This is a genomic window from Mesorhizobium sp. BR115XR7A (genome assembly GCF_020165315.1).
Classification (GTDB): Bacteria; Pseudomonadota; Alphaproteobacteria; order Rhizobiales; family Rhizobiaceae; genus Mesorhizobium; species Mesorhizobium australicum.
This window is the reverse complement of sequence record NZ_JAIUHW010000009.1, coordinates 29,822-53,310: the sequence shown is the minus strand read 5'-3', so window position 1 is coordinate 53,310 and position 23,489 is coordinate 29,822. Positions and strand designations below refer to the sequence as shown.

The 23,489-nt window shown below is 63.4% G+C and carries 23 protein-coding genes; 19 read left to right on the top strand and 4 right to left on the bottom strand.

The annotated features are described in order from the left end of the window. Positions 1-129: 129 nt before the first annotated feature. The 4 genes from LB557_RS19625 (at position 130) to LB557_RS19610 (ending at position 4,870) form a co-directional block, all read left to right on the top strand. Positions 130-1,122, top strand: a complete 993-nt coding sequence (locus tag LB557_RS19625; protein ID WP_015315663.1) for an ABC transporter substrate-binding protein — start codon at positions 130-132, stop codon at positions 1,120-1,122. A 151-nt stretch (positions 1,123-1,273) separates the two neighbouring features. Continuing rightward, positions 1,274-2,827 (top strand): sugar ABC transporter ATP-binding protein, encoded by a 1,554-nt coding sequence (locus LB557_RS19620; protein WP_140618932.1) that lies wholly within the window; start codon positions 1,274-1,276, stop codon positions 2,825-2,827. Next, complete coding sequence (locus tag LB557_RS19615) at positions 2,824-3,789, top strand: ABC transporter permease (RefSeq protein ID WP_015315661.1); 966 nt, start codon at positions 2,824-2,826, stop codon at positions 3,787-3,789. Before LB557_RS19620 ends, LB557_RS19615 begins: the two co-directional genes overlap by 4 nt. Before the next feature lie 64 nt (positions 3,790-3,853). Beyond that, positions 3,854-4,870, top strand: coding sequence for a zinc-binding alcohol dehydrogenase family protein (locus LB557_RS19610; RefSeq protein ID WP_224642516.1), 1,017 nt, complete (start codon positions 3,854-3,856; stop codon positions 4,868-4,870). 2 nt (positions 4,871-4,872) lie between these two features. Here the strand turns inward: LB557_RS19610 and phnF are convergent, their stop codons facing one another. Next, complete coding sequence (gene phnF, locus LB557_RS19605) at positions 4,873-5,622, bottom strand: phosphonate metabolism transcriptional regulator PhnF (protein WP_224642517.1); 750 nt, start codon at positions 5,620-5,622, stop codon at positions 4,873-4,875. 111 nt (positions 5,623-5,733) lie between these two features. On the opposite strand from phnF, the gene phnG reads away from it, so the two are divergent. The 12 genes from phnG (at position 5,734) to phnE (LB557_RS19545) (ending at position 16,592) form a co-directional block, all read left to right on the top strand. Beyond that, the gene (phnG, locus tag LB557_RS19600) at positions 5,734-6,195 is read left to right on the top strand and encodes a phosphonate C-P lyase system protein PhnG (RefSeq protein ID WP_224596052.1); all 462 of its coding nucleotides are present in this window, start codon (positions 5,734-5,736) and stop codon (positions 6,193-6,195) included. Continuing rightward, positions 6,195-6,806 carry a phosphonate C-P lyase system protein PhnH gene (gene phnH, locus LB557_RS19595; protein ID WP_224642519.1) on the top strand — a complete coding sequence of 204 codons (612 nt, stop codon included), beginning with the start codon at positions 6,195-6,197 and terminating at the stop codon, positions 6,804-6,806. The genes phnG and phnH overlap by 1 nt, the downstream gene beginning before the upstream one ends. Position 6,807: 1 nt before the next feature. Next, positions 6,808-7,920: a carbon-phosphorus lyase complex subunit PhnI gene (locus LB557_RS19590; protein WP_224642521.1), complete on the top strand. Its 1,113-nt coding sequence runs from the start codon at positions 6,808-6,810 to the stop codon at positions 7,918-7,920. Next, on the top strand, positions 7,917-8,828 hold the full coding sequence (locus tag LB557_RS19585) for an alpha-D-ribose 1-methylphosphonate 5-phosphate C-P-lyase PhnJ (protein ID WP_140661672.1): 912 nt from the start codon (positions 7,917-7,919) through the stop codon (positions 8,826-8,828). The genes LB557_RS19590 and LB557_RS19585 overlap by 4 nt, the downstream gene beginning before the upstream one ends. After that, entirely contained in the window at positions 8,825-9,601 is a 777-nt protein-coding gene (gene phnK / locus LB557_RS19580) for a phosphonate C-P lyase system protein PhnK (RefSeq protein ID WP_015315654.1), read from the top strand. Before LB557_RS19585 ends, phnK begins: the two co-directional genes overlap by 4 nt. A gap of 46 nt (positions 9,602-9,647) precedes the next feature. Continuing rightward, positions 9,648-10,355, top strand: a complete 708-nt coding sequence (gene phnL, locus LB557_RS19575) for a phosphonate C-P lyase system protein PhnL (RefSeq protein ID WP_140618942.1) — start codon at positions 9,648-9,650, stop codon at positions 10,353-10,355. Further along, positions 10,352-10,966 (top strand): DapH/DapD/GlmU-related protein, encoded by a 615-nt coding sequence (locus LB557_RS19570; protein ID WP_140661671.1) that lies wholly within the window; start codon positions 10,352-10,354, stop codon positions 10,964-10,966. The genes phnL and LB557_RS19570 overlap by 4 nt, the downstream gene beginning before the upstream one ends. Before the next feature lie 526 nt (positions 10,967-11,492). After that, complete coding sequence (locus LB557_RS19565; RefSeq protein WP_263496793.1) at positions 11,493-12,197, top strand: DUF1868 domain-containing protein; 705 nt, start codon at positions 11,493-11,495, stop codon at positions 12,195-12,197. A 130-nt stretch (positions 12,198-12,327) separates the two neighbouring features. After that, positions 12,328-13,185 carry a phosphonate ABC transporter ATP-binding protein gene (phnC, locus tag LB557_RS19560; RefSeq protein WP_015315650.1) on the top strand — a complete coding sequence of 286 codons (858 nt, stop codon included), beginning with the start codon at positions 12,328-12,330 and terminating at the stop codon, positions 13,183-13,185. Positions 13,186-13,296: 111 nt separating this feature from the next. Next, entirely contained in the window at positions 13,297-14,205 is a 909-nt protein-coding gene (phnD, locus tag LB557_RS19555) for a phosphonate ABC transporter substrate-binding protein (RefSeq protein WP_015315649.1), read from the top strand. 59 nt (positions 14,206-14,264) lie between these two features. After that, positions 14,265-15,221: a phosphonate ABC transporter, permease protein PhnE gene (gene phnE, locus LB557_RS19550; protein WP_140661669.1), complete on the top strand. Its 957-nt coding sequence runs from the start codon at positions 14,265-14,267 to the stop codon at positions 15,219-15,221. A gap of 3 nt (positions 15,222-15,224) precedes the next feature. Continuing rightward, a complete protein-coding gene (gene phnE / locus LB557_RS19545) occupies positions 15,225-16,592 on the top strand; it encodes a phosphonate ABC transporter, permease protein PhnE (RefSeq protein ID WP_224642523.1) in 1,368 nt (455 codons plus the stop codon). 295 nt (positions 16,593-16,887) lie between these two features. On the opposite strand, the gene LB557_RS19540 is transcribed toward phnE (LB557_RS19545), so the two are convergent. The 3 genes from LB557_RS19540 to LB557_RS19530 all read right to left on the bottom strand — a co-directional run bounded on the left by LB557_RS19540 (position 16,888) and on the right by LB557_RS19530 (position 20,250). Further along, on the bottom strand, positions 16,888-17,739 hold the full coding sequence (locus tag LB557_RS19540; RefSeq protein WP_224642525.1) for a sugar phosphate isomerase/epimerase family protein: 852 nt from the start codon (positions 17,737-17,739) through the stop codon (positions 16,888-16,890). Between the two features lie 214 nt (positions 17,740-17,953). Further along, positions 17,954-19,141, bottom strand: a complete 1,188-nt coding sequence (locus tag LB557_RS19535; RefSeq protein ID WP_224642527.1) for a Gfo/Idh/MocA family protein — start codon at positions 19,139-19,141, stop codon at positions 17,954-17,956. Between the two features lie 53 nt (positions 19,142-19,194). Beyond that, the gene (locus LB557_RS19530) at positions 19,195-20,250 is read right to left on the bottom strand and encodes a sugar phosphate isomerase/epimerase family protein (RefSeq protein ID WP_224596006.1); all 1,056 of its coding nucleotides are present in this window, start codon (positions 20,248-20,250) and stop codon (positions 19,195-19,197) included. Between the two features lie 399 nt (positions 20,251-20,649). Between LB557_RS19530 and LB557_RS19525 the strand changes: the two genes are divergently transcribed. Genes LB557_RS19525 through LB557_RS19515 form a run of 3 tightly spaced genes read left to right on the top strand, consistent with a single transcriptional unit; the run spans position 20,650 to position 23,489 of the window. Continuing rightward, positions 20,650-21,537 (top strand): sugar phosphate isomerase/epimerase family protein, encoded by an 888-nt coding sequence (locus LB557_RS19525; protein WP_224642529.1) that lies wholly within the window; start codon positions 20,650-20,652, stop codon positions 21,535-21,537. 60 nt (positions 21,538-21,597) lie between these two features. Next, entirely contained in the window at positions 21,598-22,767 is a 1,170-nt protein-coding gene (locus LB557_RS19520) for a mandelate racemase/muconate lactonizing enzyme family protein (protein WP_224642531.1), read from the top strand. A 2-nt stretch (positions 22,768-22,769) separates the two neighbouring features. Next, positions 22,770-23,489 carry a FadR/GntR family transcriptional regulator gene (locus LB557_RS19515; protein WP_015315641.1) on the top strand — a complete coding sequence of 240 codons (720 nt, stop codon included), beginning with the start codon at positions 22,770-22,772 and terminating at the stop codon, positions 23,487-23,489.

The window sequence follows — 23,489 nt, the reverse complement described above, 5'->3', positions numbered from 1 at the left end:
CTTGCATCGGCTGGATCGATGCACTATCAAAACGGTGCAACTGTTTTTTATTGATAAAGTTCTGTTTGGGCCACGCCTATCCGGACGGAGCTTCCGTTAACGTTCACCGGGCGACTTAGGGAGGATCCTATGAAATTCGTGACCAGCATTCTCAACCGCCGCGCCGTCATGGCCCTGGCGGCAGCATCGATGCTCACCGGCGTCATGCATACCGCACCGGTTTCGGCGGCGGATGTGACCATCCCGATCATCGTCAAGGACACCACGTCCTTCTACTGGCAGATCGTTCTGGCCGGCGCCCGCAAGGCCGGCAAGGATCTCGGCATCAACGTGCCGGAACTCGGCGCCCAAGCCGAGACCGACGTCAATGGCCAGGTCTCGATCCTCGAGAACGCCGTCGCCAGCAACCCGGCCGCGATCGTGATCGCGCCCACCGAGTTCAAGGCGTTGGGCAAGCCGATCGATGAAGCAGCCGCCAAGGTCAAGGTCATCGGCATCGACTCCGGCGCCGACTCCAAGGCCTTCACCTCGTTCCTGACCACCGACAACGTGCAGGGCGGACGCGTCGCCGCGGACGGCCTTGCCGCCGCCATCGGCGCCGCCAATGGCGGCAAAATCGAGGGCGACGTCGCCCTGATCACCAACGCTCCCGGCGCCGGCTCGCTCGAACAGCGCAAGCAGGGCTTCACCGAGCAGCTCAAGGCAAAATATCCCGGCCTGAAGCTGGTCGCCGACAAATACGCCGACGGCCAGGCCACCACCGGCCTCAACATCGCCACCGACCTGATCACCGCCAATCCGAACCTCAAGGGCATCTTCGCCTCCAACCTGATCATGGCGCAGGGCGTCGGCCAGGCCGTCGCCGAGAACAACCTTGGCGGCAAGCTGGCGCTGGTCGGCTTCGACAGCGACGAGAAGCTGATCAAGTTCCTCAACGACGGCGTCATTTCCGCCCTCGTCGTCCAGGATCCCTACCGGATGGGCTACGACGGCATCAAGACCGCGCTCGCCGCCTCGAAGGGCGAAAAGGTCGAGGCCAATGTCGACACCGGCGCCAATCTGGTGACCAAGGCCAATATGAAGGACCCCAAGATCGACGCGCTGCTCAATCCCAAGCTCTAAGCAGCCGGCGTTCAAAACCGCTTCCGGGGCCAGAGGCCCCGGAAGCATCCGCCGCCAAAGCGGCTTGGCGATCAGCCCGTTTGGCCTTCGCCTGAAAGACGACCGCAGCCTCGCCGAATGCCAACCGCGAGGCCAATCTGGGAGGATTGTCATGACGCCGACGGCGCAGGAACTGCATCCGGCCCCCGTGCTGGAACCCGGCAGGACCATCCTCGAACTGCGCGGGCTGGAAAAACGCTACCCCGGCACCCATGCGCTGAAGCCGGTCAATCTCGCCTTCAAGTCAGGCGAAATCCACGCCATCGTCGGCGAGAACGGCGCCGGCAAATCGACCCTCATCAAACTCCTGACCGGCGTCATGCCGCGCACCTCTGGCGAGGTCCTCTGGGAAGGCCAGCCGGCAGCCCTGGCGACGCCGCATGAAGCGATGGCGCTCGGCATCAATGCCGTGCACCAGGAAGTCGTGCTGTGCCGTCACCTGACGGTCGCCGCCAACATGTTCCTTGGCGAGGAAAATTCCCGTTTCGGCATCCTGCAGCAGCGCGCCATGGTCAGGGAAGCGCAGACGATCATCGACGATCTCGGCTTCGACCTGCCGGCGCATGTCGTGCTGGGTGATCTCACCATCGGCCAGCAACAGCTGATCGCCGCTGCCCGCGCCACGGTGCGCGGCACCAAATTCCTGATCTTCGACGAACCCACGGCCTACCTCACCCGCAAGGAGGCCGACCAGCTTTTCACGCTGATCCGGCGCCTGAAGGGTGAAGGCGTGACGATCATCTACATCAGCCATCGCATGGAGGAGGTCTTCGAACTCGCCGACCGGGTTTCCGTGCTGCGCGACGGCACGCTGGTCGGCACACGCAATATCGCCGAGACCAATGATGCCGAGCTGGTCAAGATGATGATCAACCGCTCTATCGAACAGGTCTATCACAAGGAGCATTTCACGCCGGGCGCTCCGATCGTCGAAACAAGGAACCTGTCGGGCAAAGGCTTCGAGAACATCTCGATGACGGTGCGTGCCGGTGAGATCGTCGGCCTCTATGGACTGATCGGCGCCGGCCGCAGCGAGTTCGTCACCTCGCTCTATGGACGTCACAAGAAGTCGGCCGGCCAGATCCTGTGGGAAGGCAAGGACGTCCAGATCAACTCCGAGCACGACGCGATCAAGCTCGGCATGGCACTGGCGCCGGAAAGCCGCCGCGACCAAGGCCTTTGCCTCAATTTGCCGGTTGGCCTCAACCTCAATTTGCCGATCTACAAGCGCATCTCCAGCAATCTGTTGATCTCGAATGCGAAAGAGAAGGCCGAGGCCGACCGTCAGATCGCCGGCCTGAGGATCAAGACGCCGACGCGCGGGGCGCTGGCGTCGAGCCTTTCGGGCGGCAACCAGCAGAAGATCGTCATCGGCAAATGGCTGGCGCATGGCGCCAAGCTGTTCATCTTCGACGAACCGACGGTCGGCGTCGATGTCGGCACCAAGGCGGAGATCTATCGCCTGTTCGGCGAGCTGTTGTCGAAGGGCGCCGGCATCATCCTGATCTCGTCCTATTTGCCGGAGGTCTACGAACTGGCCGACACGCTGCACGTGTTCCGGCGCGGCAAGCTGGTGGCCACGCACGGGTTCCACACCGCCAGTCACGAGGACATTCTCACGCAGGCGCTCGCCGAGAAACAAGAAAAACTGGGAGGACAGACATGAGCATCGAGGCGATCCCCGCCGAAAAACCGAAGCGCAACTACAACGTCCTGTTCGGGCTGACGCTGCTGGCGCTGCTGGTGCTGCTCTGGATCGTCCTGTCCCTGGCGACGCCAAGCTTCGCCTCGGGCAACAACATCGCCAATCTTCTGCGGCAGGGCTCGATGATCGCCATCATGGCGGTCGGCCAGACCTTCGTCATCATCACCGGCGGCATCGATCTGTCGGTCGGCGCGGTGGTCGGCTTCGCCACCGTCGTCGTCGCCATGCTGATCAATGCCGGCGTTCCGATCGCGGTCGCCATCCTGATCACCTTGCTCGTCGGTGTCGCCATCGGCCTTTTCCATGGCTTCGGCATCGTCAAGATGGGCTTGCCGCCGTTCATCATCACGCTGGCGACGCTGACCTCGCTGCGCGGCATCGGCCTTTTGATGACCAACGGCAACTCGATCAACATCAACAGCGACAGCTTTACCGCCTTCTCGCGCAATTCTTTTATCGGCATCCCCAATTTGTTCTGGATGGTGATCCTGGTGGGTGTGCCCGCCTATGTCTTCCTGCATCACAGCCGTTGGGGCCGCTACCTCTTTTCGGTCGGCTCCAACGCCGAGGCCTCGCGCCTGTCCGGCGTCAATGTCCAGCGCACCATCTACATGGCTTACACGCTGTCCGGCCTGTGCGCGGCCTTCGTCGGCGTGCTGCTCGCCGCCCGCATCGGCATCGGCAACCCGACCCAGGCCGAGGGCTGGGAACTGCAGGCGATCGCCTCTTCGGTCATCGGCGGCACCTCGCTGTTCGGCGCGGTCGGCTCGGTGCACGGGCCGCTGCTTGGCGCCTTCATCCTGGCCACCATCAACAACGGCGCCAACCTGCTCAACGTCAACTCGTTCTGGCAGCGCATCATCACCGGCGCGCTGATCATCATCATCGTCTACTTCGACGGACTGCGCCGCCGCGGCAAATGACGCATTCCAATCGATCGCCGGCCTGGCGCGGGCCGGCGATTTCTTGAACAGACTGGATCAAAGCATGAAAGCCGTCGTCTGCCGCTCGCCCGGCGACCTTGCTGTCGAAGACCACCCGGCTCCCGGCGCCCCACCTCCCGGCTGGGCTCTGGTGGCGGTCAGCCATGTTGGCATCTGCGGCACCGACTACCATATCTTCGAGGGCAAGCACCCTTTCCTCGCCTATCCCCGCATCATGGGCCACGAAGTCTCCGGCACAGTGATCGAGCGGGGCGAAGGCGTCGACCTCGCCCTTGGCGAACCGGTGATCATCAACCCCTACCTTTCCTGCGGCAAATGCATCGCCTGCCGGCACGGCAAGCCCAATTGCTGTGTCAGGATCGAAGTGCTCGGCGTGCACCGCGACGGCGCCATGTGCGAACAGATCCTGGTGCCGGCTAAGAATCTCTATCCCACCAACGGCCTGTCGCTCGCCGACACCGCCGCCGTCGAATTCCTGGCCATCGGGGCGCATGCCGTCCGGCGCGCCCGGGCCGAGCCTGGCGCCCGCACCCTGGTCATCGGCGCCGGCCCGATCGGGCTCGGCACCGCCATCTTCGCCCGCATTGCCGGGTTGGATGTGACACTTCTCGATATGAGCACCGAAAGACTGGTCTTCGCGGCGAGTGAACTCGGCTTTTCGATTCTCGACGGCTCGCAAGGACCCGTGTCCGATCTGGTGCGTGATGCGACCGACGGCGAAGGCTTCGACGTAGTCTTCGACGCCACCGGCAACACGCGATCGGTTCAATCGGCCTTTGCCCACGTCGCGCATGGCGGAGCGCTGGTGCTGGTCAGCGTCGTCAAGGACGATATTGTTTTTTCCGATCCCGAGTTCCACAAGCGAGAAATGACATTGATCGGCAGCCGCAATGCGTTGCGCGCCGACTTCGACCATGTCGCGGCCTCGATCCGCAATGGTGCCGTGCCGTTGGCCAAGCTTGTCACCCACCGCACCACGCTGGCCGATACGCCAGGAGATCTCGCACGCTGGGCGCATGAAAAGTCGGGCCTGATCAAGGCCGTGATCGAGATCGGATAGCCCTACAGCGCCGACAGCTTCAACTCCACCCGCTCGGCCGGAAAACGCGACTCCGAAAACTGGATTGGCTGGCCGTCAGGTGTGACGTTGACCGCAACCGTGACCAGCACGATGGCGCCCGGCTGCAGATCGAGATCGGCGAGATCGGCGGCGTCGGCATGGCGCGCCGAGAGCACGGTCGATTGCCTGAGATAATCGTCGATACCGAAACGTGCGAGCGAGGCGGTGATAGAACCGGTTTGCGCCATCGCCTTGTCGATGCCGGCAAAGCGCCGGGCATCGAACCATCCAGCGGCGCGCGACACTGGCCGTCCGTCAGCCTCGCCGCGTGTCTCCAACCGGATCACCTCGGCACCCCTGGCAAGGCCAAGGCCTTCGGCCACGCGCTGGCTGGCGGGCTCGACCGACGAAGCGAGCAGCACGATGTGCCGTTCCGACGTCTGCCCCTGCAGGCCAGCCGAAAAGCGTGTCCGCGCGCCAATCGGATAGGACAGCCGCTTGCGTGACAGGACGAAGGTGCCGCGTCCCTGCTCGGCCCGCAGCACGCCCTCCTGCACGAGGGCCGATATGGCGCTGCGTACGGTGTGACGGTTGACGCCGTAGCGCTCGGCCAGCGCGACTTCGGGCGGCAGCGCGGCGTTTTCGGCGAACTCGCCGGCGGCGATGGATTGCAGGATCCTGTCGGCGATCTGGCGCCACAGTGAGACGCCGCTGCGCCGCTCGATGCTGTCGGCCACATCATACCCGATCATGTTTTGCCCCCCGGCCTGTCACGCACCCGTCATGGACTCGCGTTAGGTAATATGTATAATTTGTATAGTTGTCTATATCAATAGACAAGTTTAGCTGAGAGGAAGTTGGCGATGCGAGGACAGGAAGGCCGCGACCAGGCCGAGCGCAAGGCCGCCATGGCGACGCTGGCGCAATCGAGCGGCGACGACATCGTGCGGCTCTGGAACGAGTCCGGCCTGCCTTCGCAAGCCGAACTTCTGCGCGGTCCCGAGACGGGCCTGGTCACGCTGCGTGGCCGCATCGGCGGCGGCGGCGCGCCCTTCAATGTCGGCGAGGCGACCGTCACGCGTGCCACTGTCCGGCTGCCATCCGGGCAGGTCGGCCATTGCTACGCGCTTGGCCGCGACAAGCAGAAGGCGAAGCTGGGAGCAATAGCCGACGCGCTCTGGCAGGACCCTGCCCGCCGCACCGAGGTCGAGACCAGGCTGATCGCGCCTTTGCGGTCGGCGCTTGCCGCTGCCCAGGAAAAACGCCGCGCCGAGACGGCGGCAACGAAGGTGGATTTCTTCACCATGGTTCGCGGAGAAGATTGATGGATATCGCTGCGCAATCGATCGAGGGCGGTTTCGCCGATCCGGTCTTCAACGCTCAGACCGTGTTTCGGGCCGTCATGGATGCCATAGCGCGGCCGGGCAGTGTCCACCCCTTGCCACCCCTGGCCCGCCCACCGGCTCCGCTCTCGGCGACGTCGGGCGCCGTAGCACTGGCGCTATGCGACAACGACACGCCGCTCTGGCTCGACCCTCCCCTGCATGCCTCCGCCGCGATCGGGTCCTGGCTTGGTTTCCACACAGGCGCGCCGCTGGCCAACACGCCGGCCGACGCGCATTTCGCGTTTGTTGCCACGCCGGCCGAGATGATGGCGCTCGACGGTTTTTCGCAGGGCACGCAGGATTATCCCGACCGATCGACGACGCTGATCCTGCAGGTCGGCGACCTCGTTTCAGGCACTCCGTTACTGCTGGAAGGCCCGGGCATCGAAACCAGCGCCACGATCGCGCCGGCACAGATGCCGCGCCATTTCGTCGAGCAGTGGAAGCAGAATATCAGGCGCTTTCCGCGCGGCGTCGACATCATCCTCGCCACATCGGACCGCATAGCCTGCCTGCCGCGCACGACGCGTATCAAGACGATGGAGGCGTAAGATGTATGTCGCGGTAAAAGGTGGCGAAGCCGCCATTGCCAACGCCCACAGCCTGCTTGCCGACCGCCGGCGCGGCGACCGCTCGGTGCCCGCACTTCGCCTCGACCAGGTCGTCGAACAGCTGGCGCTCGGCGTCGACAGGGTGATGAGCGAAGGCTCGCTCTATGACAGGGAACTGGCCGCACTCGCCATTGTCCAGGCACGCGGCGACATGATCGAGGCGATCTTCCTGGTGCGCGCCTACCGCACAACGCTGCCGCGCTTCGGCTACAGCAAGCCGATCGACACCGGCGCCATGCTGGTCGAACGGCGCGTCTCGGCGACCTACAAGGATCTGCCAGGCGGCCAGTTGCTCGGTCCGACCTTCGACTACACGCATCGGCTGCTCGACCCTGAACTTGCCGCTGGCGCCGATGTCGCCGAGCCCTTGCAGCGCGAGACGGAAGCGCAGGCAATGCCGCGCGTCTCGGCGATCCTCGCCCGTGAAGGCCTGATCGAGCCCGATGGCGACATGCCTGGCGATCATGTTCCCGGCGACATCACTCGCGAGCCGCTGGAATTCCCGATGGCGCGCGACATCCGCCTGCAGGCACTGTCGCGCGGCGATGAAGGTTTTCTGCTGGCGCTCGGCTATTCCACCCAGCGCGGCTATGCCCGCAACCATCCCTTTGTCGGCGAAATCCGCATCGGCGAGGTCGAGCTGGAACTCGACGTTCCCGAACTGCCCTTCGCCGTGCCGCTCGGCACGGTGCGCGTCACCGAATGCCAGATGGTCAACCAGTTCAAGGGCTCGGCCAAGGCGCCGCCGCAATTCACCCGCGGCTACGGCCTAGTCTTCGGCCAGAGCGAACGCAAGGCGATGGCCATGGCGCTCTGCGACCGGGCCCTGCGCGCCGCGGAGCTCGGCGAGGATATCGTCGCCGCCGCCCAGGACGAGGAGTTCGTCATCTCGCACTCCGACAATGTCCAGGCCACCGGCTTCGTCGAGCACCTGAAGCTGCCGCACTACGTCGACTTCCAGGCCGAACTCGATCTCGTACGTCGCATGCGCGCCGAGTACGAAGCACGCGAAAATCCATCGAAGGCGGAAGAAAAAAAGGAGGCAGCGGAATGACTGCGCAACCGACAGACATCGCCACCTACAACTTCGCCTATCTCGACGAGCAGACTAAGCGGATGATACGCCGCGCGATCCTCAAGGGCATCGCCATTCCGGGCTACCAGGTGCCGTTCGCCTCGCGCGAAATGCCGATGCCCTATGGCTGGGGCACTGGCGGCGTGCAGGTCACCGCGTCGGTTATCGGCCCCGACGATGTGCTCAAGGTCATCGACCAGGGCGCCGACGACACCACCAATGCCGTGTCGATCCGCGCCTTCTTCAAGAAAGTCGCTAACGTCGCGGTCACCACCGATACCGCCACCGCCACCATCATCCAGACCCGTCACCGCATCCCCGAACATCCACTCACGGCGGGCCAGGTGCTGGTCTACCAGGTGCCGATCCCCGAACCGTTGCGCTTCCTCGAGCCGCGCGAGACCGAAACGCGGAAAATGCATGCGCTGGAAGAATACGGCCTCATGCATGTGAAGCTCTATGAGGACATCGCCAAGCACGGCCGCATCGCCACCACCTATGCCTATCCGGTCAAGGTCGAGGGCCGTTATGTGATGGACCCGTCGCCGACACCGAAATTCGACAATCCCAAGATGCACCGCTCGCCGGCCCTGCAGCTGTTCGGCGCCGGCCGCGAAAAGCGCATCTACGCTGTGCCGCCCTTCACCCAAGTGGTGAGCCTCGACTTCGAGGATCATCCGTTCGAGGTGCAGACTTTCGATCAGCCCTGCGCGCTATGCGCGGCCGAGAATGTCTATCTCGACGAGGTCATCCTAGACGACCATGGCGGCCACATGTTCGTCTGCTCCGACACCGATTATTGCGAGAAGCGGCGCGCCGACGGCCATCGCGGCCACCTTGCCCCCGAAACCGATCTTGCCGCAGGAAACATGGAGCCGGCGCAATGACCGACGAACCGCTGCTGCGCGTCTCGGCGCTCTCCAAGTTCTACGGCTCCCGGGTCGGCTGCGACAATGTCTCCTTCGACCTGTGGCCGGGCGAGGTTCTGGCTGTCGTCGGCGAGTCCGGCTCCGGCAAGACGACGCTGCTCAACTGCCTGTCGACGCGGCTGCTGCCTTCCTCCGGCACCGCCAGCTACCGCATGCGCGACGGCCAGTTCCGCGAACTCTACCGCATGAGCGAGGCCGAGCGCCGCTTCCTGATGCGCACCGACTGGGGCTTTGTCCATCAGAACCCGGCCGACGGCCTGCGCATGACGGTCTCGGCCGGCGCCAATGTCGGCGAACGGCTGATGGCGGTCGGCGACCGCCACTACGGCAAGATCCGCGCTACCGCGGTCGACTGGCTGTCGCGCGTCGAGATCGAGGAAGACCGCATCGACGACGAACCGCGCGCCTTTTCCGGCGGCATGCGTCAGCGGCTTCAGATCGCCCGCAATCTCGTCACCGGGCCAAGGCTGGTGTTCATGGATGAGCCTACAGGTGGCCTCGACGTCTCGGTGCAGGCCCGCCTGCTCGACCTGTTGCGCGGCCTTGTCACCGATCTCGGCCTTGCCGCGATCGTCGTCACCCACGACCTCGCGGTGGCGCGGCTTCTGTCGCAGCGCATGATGGTGATGAAGGATGGCCGCGTCGTCGAAAGCGGCCTCACCGACCGCGTCCTCGACGACCCGCGCGCGCCCTACACGCAATTGCTCGTATCCTCGATTTTGCAGGTGTGATGATGGCGCGTGTCCCGCCGACGATCAACGATTGGAGAACTTTCTGATGCCGACCCCACTCGTTGTTTCCGACGTTGCCAAAAGCTTCACCATGCATCTGCGCGACGGCATCAAACTCCCTGTCGTCGCGGGTGTCTCGTTCTCGATCAAGGCGGGCGAATGCACCGTGCTCGGTGGTCCGTCCGGCGCCGGCAAAAGCTCGATACTGAAGATGCTCTACGGCAACTACGCCGTCGACGAAGGCCAAATCATCGTCAGGCACGAGGACGGACTGATCGATCTCGCCCATGCCAGCCCGCGCACCGTGCTTGCCGTACGCCGGCAAACGATCGGCTATGTCAGCCAGTTCCTGCGCACCGTGCCGCGCGTCTCGGCTCTCGACGTCGTCGCTGAGCCACTGGTTGAACGCGGTGAGGAGCGCGAGGCAGCCCTAGCCAAGGCACGCGCGTTGCTGGCCCAGCTCAACCTGCCGGAAAAACTCTGGATGCTGCCACCGGCAACCTTCTCGGGCGGCGAGCAGCAGCGTGTCAACATCGCGCGAGGCTTCATCACCGAGCACCCCATCCTGCTGCTCGACGAGCCGACCGCATCGCTCGATGCGACGAACCGCGACGTGGTGATCGAACTCATCGCCGCCAAAAAGGCGGCGGGCGTCGCCCTGCTCGGCATCTTCCACGATCACGATGTGCGCGAGGCGGTGGCCGACCGCATCATCGACGTCACCGCCTTCGCTCCGGGAAAAATCGCCGCATGACCAGGAAGCTATCGGAGACGCCGCTGGTCCACCCGACGGCGGAGGTGCACAACTCGACACTCGGCCGCTGGACCGAGATCGCCGACCGCAGCCGGGTTTCGGAAAGCGAGATCGGCGACTATTCCTACATGATGCAGGACTGCGCGGTCTGGTGCGCGACGATCGGCAAATTTGCCAACATCGCCGCCAGCGTGCGCCTCAACGCCACCAACCACCCGACCTGGCGGCCGACGCTGCACCACTTCACCTACCGCGCCTCCGACTATTGGGACGACGCCGAGCATGAGAGCGAATTCTTCGCCGAGCGCCGCGCCAAGCGCGTCATCATCGGCCACGACACCTGGCTCGGCCACGGCTCGACCGTCCTGCCCGGCGTCACCGTCGGCGACGGCGCCGCCGTTGGCGCCGGCGCGGTCGTCTCGAAGGACGTCGCGCCCTACACGATCGTCGCCGGCGTACCGGCAAAACCGATCCGCGAGCGCTTCGACCGCCGCACCGCCGAGCGCTACCAGGCGCTTGCCTGGTGGGATTGGGATCACGCGAGGCTGCGCGCGGCACTGGACGATTTCCGAGAGTTGTCGGCGGAGGCGTTCCTGGAGAAATACGGTTGACGCCATTGATGTTTTTGCCAAAGTATTGTTTGGAAAACTCAGCGGCACAGGGCAGGAATGGGCTTTATCGTCTTAATACTTTTTTGTGTTGGAATGGCCCTGTTGGTACTGGGAATTTTGGCAGTGAAGCGTGAGATTAATCGCTGGGGCCAGTCTGACGTAGTCTCCTCAATCATTATGATAGTGGTAGGGCTGGGGTTATCGGCGACAGGATTAGTACCACTCTATATTTTATGGTTCCTCGCCAACCTTACCGGAAAGCCAGGCTAACAGCCTTCCTGTAAACCGGAGACCGTTTCCATCATATTTTGCGGGCTGGCGATGGTCACCGGGGTCGTGGAACGTCAGTTGGGCGCAGGCGATGGTCGGACGCCGTTTCCGCTGCCATGTTGATGATCTTGGGATTGCGTCTATCCTAAGCGCGCTGGTTCCTACTCATCTGTTCGGCACGATGCTCATACAGGGCACCGTTCACATCCCTGACATGTGACTCGGACAGGAGGCATCTCTCCCAAAGGAGATTTCCATGACCGTCAGACCCTCGCTTACCGGATTTTTCGAAGGTTCCAGTCCGACGCCGCCGGTGCATCTCGGCACCCGCTATGACACGTCAGGCAACTTCCTCTTCGAGCCCGGCAACACGGTGGTCAGCCATCTTGTCGAGGGCTCGCCGTCGGAGGCGGTGGTGTTGGCCGTCCGCGAGAAGATGCTGGCAATGCCTGATGCCGACCGCCTCGCCTTCACGCCCGTTTCCAGCCTGCACATGACCCTTTTCCAGGGCATAATCGAATATCGCCGTCGCCTGCCCTTCTGGCCGCGGGACGTGCCGCTCGACACCAGCATCGACGCCATGACCCGCCTCTATCTGGAGCGCCTGAAGGGGTTCCAGGGCTTCGGCCCTTTCAACATCAAGGTGGCCGAGGTCCTGCCGACCGGCCTCACCGTTGCCGGCGCGACCGACGAGGATGCGCGCATCATGCGTGCATGGCGCGATGCGCTCGCGGTGCCGTTCGGCTGCCGGCATCCCGATCACGACACCTACGTCTTCCACATCACCTTCGCCTATCAGATCCAGCGCTTTGATGATGATAGGGCCGCCGCGTGGCAGGCGCTGTTTGACGGTTGCCTGGCGCTTTTCGCGCGCCAGGCGCCGGTGATCGAGATCAAGGCTCCCGCCTTCTGCGCGTTCCGCGACATGAAGCATTTCGAGGAATTGCTGGTGCTCGGCTGATCGCCCGCAAGGCGCCAGTCGCCGCGCCTGTGGAGCGTAACAAAACTGACATCATCGCGACACGGCAGGTTCATGTGGCTGCGTTAGGCGAATGCCTGACGATCAATATGGACCGGACTGGAGCCAGCCCATGTCAGCAAACTCTGCCACGCTCGAAATCCGCGGCGTCAGCCGACGATTTGGCAAGAACACCGCCGTCAGCGACGTCAACATCTCGATCCCGCAAGGGCAGATGGTCGGCGTCATCGGTCGTTCGGGCGCCGGCAAATCCACTCTTCTTCGCATGATCAACCGTCTTGTCGACCCCAGCCAGGGGTCGATTTTTTTTGACGGCGCCGAGGTCTCCCGGCTGCGCGGCTCGCCGCTGCGGCGCTGGCAGCGCGACTGCGCCATGATCTTCCAGCAGTTCAACCTGGTGCCGCGCCTCGACGTGCTGACCAACGTGCTGCTCGGCAAATTGAACCACCGTTCGACCCTGTCCAATCTTCTGGGCATGTTTTCGCGCGCCGAGTGCGCGGAGGCGGTCGCCGCGCTCGAGCGGCTCGACATCGCCCGCACCGCACTTCAGCCCGCCGGCACGCTGTCGGGCGGCCAGCAGCAGCGCGTCGCCATCGCCCGCGCCATGATGCAGCAGCCCAGGGTGATCCTCGCCGACGAGCCGATCGCCTCGCTCGACCCGCTTAACGCCAAGGTGGTGATGGATTCTCTGCAGGACATCAATCTGCGCGAAGGCATCACCGTTGTCACCAATCTGCATACGCTCGATACCGCCCGCACCTATTGCAACCGCATCATCGGCATGGCCGCCGGCAAGGTCGTCTTCGACGGGCCGCCCGAAGAGCTCGACCGCCAAGCCGTGCGTCTTGTCTATGGCGCCGACAGCAATGGCGGCGAGATATCGGAGGTCATCACCTCCACCAGTGTTGCCTTCAAGCAGAAGATCGCCGCATCCGCCGGACCGCTCGAACCCGCATTCCCGGGATACTGAGCCCAGTAAGGGCCAATAGCGAGCAGCCTGGATCGTCCGTCCGCGTCAAGGGCACTTGTCAAGATCAAGAACGCTGCCGGCGCGGGGCCGGAACTTACAGGAGAGATATCAATGTTCAGGAAGATGGTTTTCGGTGCCGTTTCGGTGCTCGCCATGGCCACCAGCATGGCCCATGCCGCCGACATGAAGGAATTTCGCGTCGGCATTCTCGGCGGTGAAAACGAAACCGACCGGCTGCGCAACTACCAGTGCCTGGCCGATCACCTGAAGGCAGAGTTTGGCTTCGAGAAGGTTTCGCTGTTCCCCGCCGCTGACTATGACGGCGTCATCCAGGGCCTGCTCGGCGGCACGCTCGACTTCGCCGAACTCGGCGCTTCCGGCTACGCCAGCGTCTATCTCAAGGATCCGAAGGCGGTTACCCCGATCCTCACCACCAAGCAGACCGACGGCTCCACCGGCTATTATTCGATCGGCCTGGCGCTGAAGACGTCGGGGATCACCGACATCAAGTCGGCCAAGGGCAAGAAGCTCGGCTATGCCGATCCGGATTCGACCTCCGGCTATCTGATCCCGCTGACCCAGATTCCGAAGACCACCGGCGCCTCGAACGAGACCTACTTCGCGTCGACCCAGTTCAATGGCGGCCACGAAAACAACGTTCTGGCCGTGCGTGACGGTAAGGTAGATGTCGCGGTCGACGATTCCTCGGGCATCGGCGACTTCAAGAACGGCTACACCTCCGGCACCTTCCACAAGGAAGTCGCCAAGGGCGCCGTCGACCCCAACGACTTCGTCGAAGTCTGGCGCTCGGGCCTGATCCCGAATGGCCCGCTGGTCGTTCGCACCGCGATCGGCGACGACATGACCGCCAAGCTGGCCGCCTTCTTCACTGACCTGCCCAAGAAGGACAAGGCTTGCTTCGAAGGCGTCGAAGGCGGCGATTTCACCGGCTACGTTCCGGTGAAGCCGGACTTCTACAGCGTCATCGTCGAAGCCCGTAAGGCAGCCATCGGCGGCTAACGGCGAAATTGCAAAAGGGCGGTACCTCATCAAGTACCGCCCTTTTTGCATCTCCGATCATGACCCTTTCCATGACAGCCCCCTCCGGCGCCACCCACCAGATGGCCGATGCCTGGCGACGCCAGACGTCGCTGCGCCGGTTCTATACCGTGCTGGGCGTCGGCCTGCTGCTCGCCGCCATGTTCGCCAGCATGTGGTTCGCCGACGAAGCCAATGCCGGGCACTTCTTCGACCGGCTGCCGCATATTCTGGATTTCCTGAGCTGGCTGGTCCCCAGGGACTGGAACGACGTCTGGCGGGCGCTGTTCGATATCGCCTCGCCGCATGACGCCGGCACTCAGGAATTCAACTTCCCGCTTGGCCGCGTCTACGTCTGGGGCGGTTTCTACATCCCCGAATATTTCGAGCTGATGCTGACCACCGTGAACGTGGCGCTGGTCTCGACCTTCATCGGCTTTGTCTTCGCGGTGCCCTTTTCCTTCATCGCGGCGCGCAACCTGACGCCTCATCCGGCACTGAGGCTAGTGGTCAAGCGCTTCATGGAATTGCTGCGTGCCTTTCCCGAAATCGTCATCGCCGGCCTGTTCGCTGCAATCGTCTCGACCGGTCCGATCGCCGCTATAATCGCCATCGGCCTGCATTCGATCGGCGCACTCGGCAAGCTGTTCTACGAGATCAACGAGAACATCGACATGCGTGCCGAGGAAGGCCTGACGGCGGTCGGCGCCAACTGGTTCGAACGGGTGCGCTTCGCCGACCTGCCTCAGGTGTTGCCCAATTTCGTCTCCTATACGCTGCTGCGCGTCGAGATCAACGTGCGGGCCTCGACCATCATCGGCGCCGTCGGCGGGGGTGGCATCGGCGAGGAACTGAAGCTCTCCATCTCGCGCGGCTTCGGCGCCAAGACGCTGGCGCTGGTGCTGCTGCTGTTCACAACCATCTTCATCATCGACCAGTTTTCCGCCTGGCTTCGTCGCAAGCTGGTCGGCGAACAAGCCTTTATGATGGGGGCGTAAATCATGGCGACCATGACCGCCGAGGAGATTCTGTCGATCGAGGCGCGCCACCCGCAGGTGTTCCGGCGCCCGGCATACAAGCGCTTTGGTCCGCTGCTCCTGTTCGTCGGGACTCTCCTGTATCTGATCTATGCCTTGTGGTTCTTCAACCTGCCGCAGGTGCTGCGGGAATCGCACTGGGAGCGCCTGCCGCTCTTCCTGACGCAATGGATCAGCTACGATCTGCAGCCGGAATTTCGTCTCGACCAGCCGGAGATCACGCCCAAATACCCGCGCTTTTCCGCCCTGGGCGATAACCCGAATCCCGACTGGGTGGTCAGGAATCCAGACGGCACCTTCACTGTGCTGATCGACGGTCCAGCAAAATCCGTCACCTTCGACAAAACCCATGCGACGATTGCCGCGCATGGACAGACGGTGCCAGTGGCGCTGACCAGCGGCAAGCCGGTGGTCTCGGGTACGGTACCGGACTGGATCACCGCCCATGACGACGAGGTGGTGGCCAAGATGGGCTTCGCTGGCGAGGTGCGCGTCACTGTCGACCGCGTGAAGGTGCGCAAGCGCTTCCTCGGCTGGGCGAACTTCGTCTTCGACACGCGCTCGCCCTTCTTCGGCAAATCAGCGCGGGAAGTGATCTCGCTGATCGTCTCGGGACCAGAGCTGAAACCAGGTACCACCAACCTTGCTCTTGCCGGCGACAACATCTGGAACAACGCCCAGTGGCAGCATGGCGACGTCTGGACGAAGCTCCTGCAGACCATCGTCATGGCGTTCCTCGGCACGCTGCTCGGCGGCATCGTCGCCTTCCCCCTTGCCTTCTTCGCGGCGCGCAACATCACGCCGAGCGGCGTGCTCAGCCAGGTGCTCAAGCGCTTCTTCGACTTCATGCGCTCGGTCGATATGCTGATCTGGGCGCTGTTCTTCACCCGCGCCTTCGGCCCCGGCCCGCTGGCGGGAAGTGCAGCGATTTTCTTCACCGAGATCGGCACCCTCGGCAAAGTCTATTCGGAAGGCCTGGAGAACATCGACGACAAGCCGCGCGAAGGCGTGCTCTCGACCGGCGCCAACGGCATCCTGGTGCAGCGCTACGGCGTGATGCCCGAAGTGATCCCGGTCTTCATCAGCCAGACACTCTACCAGTGGGAATCCAACACCCGCGGCGCCACCATCATCGGCGCCGTCGGCGCCGGCGGCATCGGCCTGAAACTGTGGGAAGCGATGCGCACCAATTCCAACTGGGCCAACGTGTTCTACATGGTGCTGCTGACATTGGCCGTCGTCTTTATCTTCGACAACATCTCCAACTTCCTGCGCCGCCGGCTGAGCCGGACGATCCACGATTACAACAGGTTGCAGGCCAGGGAGGGTTAGTGTTGTGACGCAGAAGCGCAAGCATCGTCTCGCCCGGCGCCGAGGGGTCGACCCCCACTCCGTCGAGCTTCGCTCGACACCTCTCCCCCGGTCGACGGGGTAGAGGAAAGGCACCAGACTGTCCGATCCGCGCTTGTCCCCGAAGGCCGAGGCTTCTCTTCGTGTCCCGGCGCCACCAAGCCCCTTCCTCTCCCTCCGGAGGGGGGAGAGGTGGCTCGGCGAAGCCGAGACGGAGTGGGGGAACCACCTGGCAAGCGACGCGAACACAAATAGAAAATGGACCAGACGTAGACGCCTAAGCCGCCTTCCTCCACCCGTCCCTGATATGCCTGTACCCATCGCGATAGACGGCTTCCGGCGTCTCGGAAAAATCCCTCCACACCTTGGTCGCCGCCGCCAGATCCTTCAGCGAGCGACCGAACGCTTCGATCGTCAGCCAGTCGTCATAGCCGCTCTTGCGAATGGCGGAAAAAGTTTCCTTCCACGGAATGTTGCCACGCCCCGGCACGCCGCGATCGTTCTCCGATATATGGATATGCACGACATTGCCCCGGTGCTTCGTATAGGCGCCGATCGGGTCGGCTTCCTCGATATTGGCGTGGAACGTGTCGTACATCGCCTTGATGTGCGGCCGGTCGATGGCATCGATATGCTCCGACAGGTCGGCCATGGTGTTGAGGAGGTAGCATTCGAAGCGGTTCAGCGCCTCGAGCCCGACGGTGACGTTGCGCTTTCCGGCATGGTCGCCGATGGCACGCTGCGAGGCGATCGAGCGCTTCTTTTCGGCGGCGGTCGGTCCGGACCCGGAAAATCCGCCGAGCGTCGAATGCAGCGGTCCGCTCAGCGTGCGGGCGCCAAGCGCATCGGCGCAATCGATCGCCCATTTCATGTAGTCGACACCGGCCTTGCGTGTTGCCGCATCGGCCGAAATCAGGTTCATCGCCGGATCGCCCATGGCTGACACAGCGGTCCGCTCCAGCCCGATACGGTCGAGCAATTCGCCCAGCTTCCTGTAGTCGTCCGGCATGCCGGCGAAGATCGGGATTTCGACACCGTCGAAGCCGGTTGCCTTGATGTCTCGAAGCAGCGGCTCGTGCTTCTTCGATACCGCCGTCGTCCACAAGAACATGCACATGCCGATCTTCATCGACGCCCTCCTCTTTTTGGCGGCCGGCTGATTGCACCGCCGGTTTTCGCCACCCCCCTCATCCGGCCGCTTCGCGGCCACCTTCACCCCGAGAGGGAGAAGAGATATGCGCCAACGCCTCCTCTCCCCCTCGGGGAGAGGTCGGATTGCCCCGAATTGCCTTTCGCAATTCGGTTGGCTATCCGGGTGAGGGGCCCTCGTTACTCGGCGCCTCTTACAGCTTGGTCCAGGCCCCGTTCTTCTTCGACGACTTCACGCAGGCCTCGATGAAGGCCATGCCCTCGACGCCGTCCTGGATGGTCGGGAAGACGACATCCTTTGCTGGCTTGCCACCCTTCTTGCGTGCCGCGCGGATGGCCCGTGCGGCCTCCTGGTAGATGTTGGCGAAGCCTTCGAGGTAACCCTCCGGATGGCCTGACGGAACGCGGCTGACACGGCCCGCCACGGGCAGCGCACCGGCGCCGTTGCGGGTGATCAACTGTTTCGGCTGGCCGAAGGGCGTGTACCAGAGATAGTTGGGATCGGCCTGCACCCATTCCAGCCCGCCCTTCGAACCGTAGATGCGCAGCTTCAGGCCGTTCTCATGCCCGGGCGCCACCTGGCTCGCCCAGATCATGCCCTTGGCCGGATGCGTTTTCCCCGTCGGTTTGAAACGCAGCATGACGTTGACATTGTCGTCGAGCAGCCTGCCCGGCACGAAGGCGTCGAGATCGGCCGACAGGGAGTCGAGTTCGAGCCCGGAGACGAAGCGGGCGAGATTGTAGGCATGGGTGCCGATATCGCCGAGCGCGCCGCCGGCGCCCGCCTGCTTGGGGTCTGAACGCCAAGCAGCCTGCTTCTGGCCGGTGGCGGCGAGGTCCTCGGTCAGCCAGTCCTGCGGATATTCCGACTGCACGATGCGGATGTCGCCGAGCACGCCCTTGGCGACCATTTCGCGCGCCTGCCGCACCATCGGATAGGCGGTGTAGTTGTGGGTGAGCACGAACACCTTGCCGGTCTTTTCGACGATCGCCGCAAGCCTTTTCGCCTCGGCCAGGGTCGTTGCCAGCGGCTTGTCGCAGATCACGTGGATGCCTGCTTCCAGGAAGGCCTTGGCCGCAGGCACATGCACGTTGTTGGGAGTGACGATGGCCACCGCCTCGATGCCATCCGAGCGCTTCGCCTCGGCCTTGGCCATTTCGGCGTAGGACGCATAGCTGCGCGAGGGATCGAGCCCCAGTTCGGCAGCCGAGGCTTTCGCACGCCCCGGATCGGCCGACAGGGCGCCGGCGACCAGCACGAAATCATTGTCCATGCGCGCCGCGATCCGGTGCACCGCGCCGATGAATGCACCCTGCCCGCCGCCGACCATGCCGTAGCGGATCGGGCCGCCTCCCGTTTCCGACTTCGATGCACCAACCATGTTTTTCTCCCTCGTGTGAGATACCCCTCCCCCGAGGGAGAGGGAAAGCCGTGTCAAAATCCCATCATGGCGCGCAGCAGCTTCTTGTCCGTGGTGCCGGCGGCGAAATCGTCGAATGCCTTCTCCGTCACCCGGATGATGTGGTGCTGGATGAAGGGCGCCCCCTCGGCCGCACCATCCTCCGGATGCTTCAGGCAGCATTCCCACTCCAGCACCGCCCAGGAATCGTAATTGTACTGGGTCAGCTTGGAGAAGATGCCGCCGAAATCCACTTGCCCATCGCCGAGCGAACGGAAGCGGCCGGCGCGGTTCGTCCAGCTCTGGTAACCAGAGTACACGCCCTGCCGTCCAGTCGGATTGAACTCGGCGTCCTTGACGTGGAACGCCTTGATCCGCTCGTGATAGATGTCGATGAATTCGAGATAATCGAGTTGCTGCAGCAGGAAATGCGAAGGGTCGTAATTGATGTTGCAGCGCTTGTGGCCACCGACCGCGTCGAGGAACATCTCGAAGGTCGCCCCGTCGAACACGTCCTCCGAAGGATGGATTTCGTAGCCGACATCGACACCATTGTCTTCATAGGCGTCGAGGATCGGCTTCCAGCGTTTGCCGAGTTCGCCGAAGGCTTCCTCGATCAGTCCGGCGGGGCGCTGCGGAAAGGGATAGAGGTAAGGGAAAGCCAGCGAGCCGGTGAACGACACCGACACATTCAGCCCGAGATTGCGCGATGCCTTGGCACCGAACTTCATCTGTTCGACAGCCCATTCCTGTCTCGCCTTCGGGTTGTTGTGCACCGACGGCGGCGCGAACCCATCCATCTGCGCGTCATAGGCCGGATGCACCGCCACCAATTGCCCCTGCAGATGCGTCGACAGTTCGGTGATCTCGACCCCGGCGTCAGTGCAGATGCCCTTCACCTCATCGCAATACGCCTTGGAAGACGCCGCCTTCTTGAGGTCGAACAGGCGCGCGTCCCAGGTCGGGATCTGCACGCCCTTGTAGCCGAGGCCGGCGGCCCATTTGGTGATCGACGCCAGCGAATTGAACGGTGCGGCATCACCCGCGAACTGCGCCAGAAACAGTCCAGGGCCCTTCATTGTCGTCGGCATCGGCATCCTCCTCGTTTGTCACGACCAAGCATAGCGCCTGATGAAAGCAGGGCCAGTCACTTTGGTCTTTATCGCGTCGGACGCTCTGCCGACACCGCCATTCTGGTATGACCAAATAAGGCAATCTGGTCAAGCCTTGGAATGCGCCGAAAAGGCACCCCGAAAGCCCAAAATAACGGCACATATCGCAATGTAATCAATAAACTAATTCACCCTGAAAGTTGCGTCGCCACAGTTGTTGCCGTCTCAAGGAATTTGCTGTAGACCTCATTTCAGACCCAATTGGTCTAACCAGTTTGCAGTAAAAGGCTGGGGATGCCTTGGGAGGAACCCTTGCGTCGTCTTCCGGCGATGCATGTCGCAGGCAAACCATACGGACGAATCTGGGAAGGACAGACCATGCATCTTTCGACGCACAACTGGATGCGCGCGGAACCGCTTGAGACGACGCTGAAGCGCATCAAGAAATTCGGCTATGAGTCGATCGAGATTTCCGGCGAGCCCGCGCAGTACAAGACCAAGGAGACGCGGGCGCTGCTGAAGGAGCATGGCATTCGCTGCTGGGGCGCGGTGACCTTGATGCTGGGTGAACGCAACCTCGCCGCCAGGGACCAGGGCCAGCGCGAGCGCTCCGTGCAATACGTCAAGGACGTGCTGACGATGGTCGGCGAATTCGACGGCGAGATCATCACGCTGGTTCCGGCGACCGTCGGCAAGGTGGTCCCGGACGGTACCGAGGAAGAGGAATGGAAGTGGGTGGTCGACGCGACCCGCGAATGTTTCACCCACGCCAAGAAGGTCGGGGTCAAGATCGCCGTCGAACCGCTCAACCGCTTCGAAACCTATCTGTTCAACCGCGGCGCCCAGGCGCTGGCGCTGGCTGACGCGGTCAGCCCCGAATGCGGCGTCTGCCTCGACGCCTACCACATCCACATGGAGGAATTTAACGTGCATGACGCTATCCGCCAGGTCGGAAAGCGCCTGTTCGACTTCCATGTCGCCGACAACAACCGCTTTGCCGCCGGCCTCGGCCAGATCGACTGGCCAAGGATCGTCGCCACCTTGAAGGAGGTCGGCTACGACGGCGCACTGACCAACGAGTTCGTCGCCCCGGTCGACCGCACGCCGGCAGCACCCTATCCCGACATGGTCGAGCGCCATCCGGTCGATATCTCGCCCGAGCAGCTGAAGTTCATCCAGGACCATGGCTCCAGCGTGCTGACCGAGAAATTCTACACCGACCAGATGCGCATCACCGCCGAAACACTGCTGCCGCTGATCAAATAGTCGACTGCCGCTGGGAAATTTGCCCTTCCGCCCCGACCGGCGGCAGGGCTGGGGAAAAACATGCGCATCAAGACAGTCCAGGCCTGGTGGGTCCGCGTGCCGATCGAAGCCGCGAAGCAGCATCGCAGCGACTTCGGCCAGGTGACGACCTTCGACGCCGCCATCCTGCGCGTCGAAACCGATGACGGGCTGGTCGGCTGGGGCGAAGGCAAGAACGCAGCCGGCAGTGCCGGCAGCTACGGCGCACTCGTTCACATGCTGAATCACGAGGTCGGGCCGCAGTTGATCGGCCGCGATCCGGCCGACATCGGCGTCATCTGGGAGATGCTCTACAACGGCGTGCGCCATGAGAGCGCCGCCCGCGCCGGCCACGCCATGCCGCAACTCGCGCGGCGCGGCATGAGCGTCGCCGCCATCAGCGCGGTCGACATCGCGCTCTGGGACATACTGGGCAAGTCGCTGGGCCAGCCGGTCTGGCGGCTCCTTGGCGGCCGCAAGGTCGATCGCATGCAGGCCTATGCCTCGGGCGGCTGGGCCTCCGCCGATGCCATCGGGGAACAGCTGAAATCCTATATCGCCAAAGGTGGCTTCAAGGCGCTGAAGATGCGGGTCGGCGCCATGGACGGCGCGGCACATATTTCCGCCGCCCGCGTGCGCGCCGCGCGCCAGGCACTCGGCCCCGACGTCGAGCTGATGGTCGACGCCCATGGCACCTACACGGTGGCGGAAGCCAAACGCTTTATCCATCTCGTCAACGACCTCGATCTCGCCTGGTTCGAGGAGCCTGTCATCGCCGACGACAAGCCAGGCATGGCCGAAGTGCGCGCCTCCGGCGCCGTTCCGATCGCCACCGGCGAAAGCGAGGCGACACGCTATGCCTTCCGCGATCTCGCCGTGCTCAAGGCCGCCGACATCTTCCAGCCCGATCCTGCCTTCTGTGGCGGCATCAGCGAGGCGATGAAGATCGGCACCATCGCCAGCGCCTTCAATTTGCGCTTTGCGCCGCATCTGTGGGCCGGCGCGCCCTGCTTCTTCGCCGGGCTGCATGTCTGCGCCGCGTCGCCTTCGAGTTTCACCGTCGAGTATTCGCTCGGCGCCAACCCGATGATCCACGATCTGGTCGAAGAGACTGTCGAAGCCCAGGACGGTATGATAGCGATCCCGGAAAAGCCCGGACTGGGATTCACCGTTTCGGAGCGATTCCTGGAGGCGCACGCGCAACGCAATTGACGATGAAAGAAAAGAACCTTCTCGCGGAACTCGCCGCCTATCTGTTCTCCCACTCGGACAAGGAGAGCGGCCGCACGCCGTCGGAACGCGAGCTGGCCGAGCATTTCGGCGTCAGCCGTGGCCAGATCCGCGAAGCGCTCGCCATCCTCGAGGCCATGCGCATCGTCGAGCGCCGCGCCAAGTCCGGCATCTACATCGACACCAAGCAGGCCAGCGTCGAGGCGCTGGCGCTGTTCGCACGTGCCGGCCTGCCGCTCGATCCCTTGCAGATCTATGAAACGGTCGAGTTGCGCAAGATCCATGAGATCAAGGCCGCCGAGCTTGCCTGCTCGCGCGCCACCGAGGAGAATTTCGAGCGCCTGCGCGAAATCCTCAAAGCCTCGGAAGACCGCATCGCCGCTGGCGAAGGTCTGGCCAAGGAAGACCGCGAGTTTCACCTCGAGATCGTGCGCGCCACCAAGAACAGCGTCTTCCACAACATCTGCAGCGTCTACTATCTGATGGGCGAGCAGCGCCTGCCGATCTATTTCAACGATCCTGAACGCAGCGTGCGCTCGCATGCCGAGCACGTGCAGATCTACGAGGCGCTGCTGCGCCGCGACGGCAATCTCGCCCAGGCGCTCATGAGCGCCCATCTGCAGGGCGCGGAAAGCTACTGGAAGGGCCTGATCGAGGGCGGCATGGCGGCTTCGCCCGCGGGCGCGGCACTCGAAAAGGCCTGA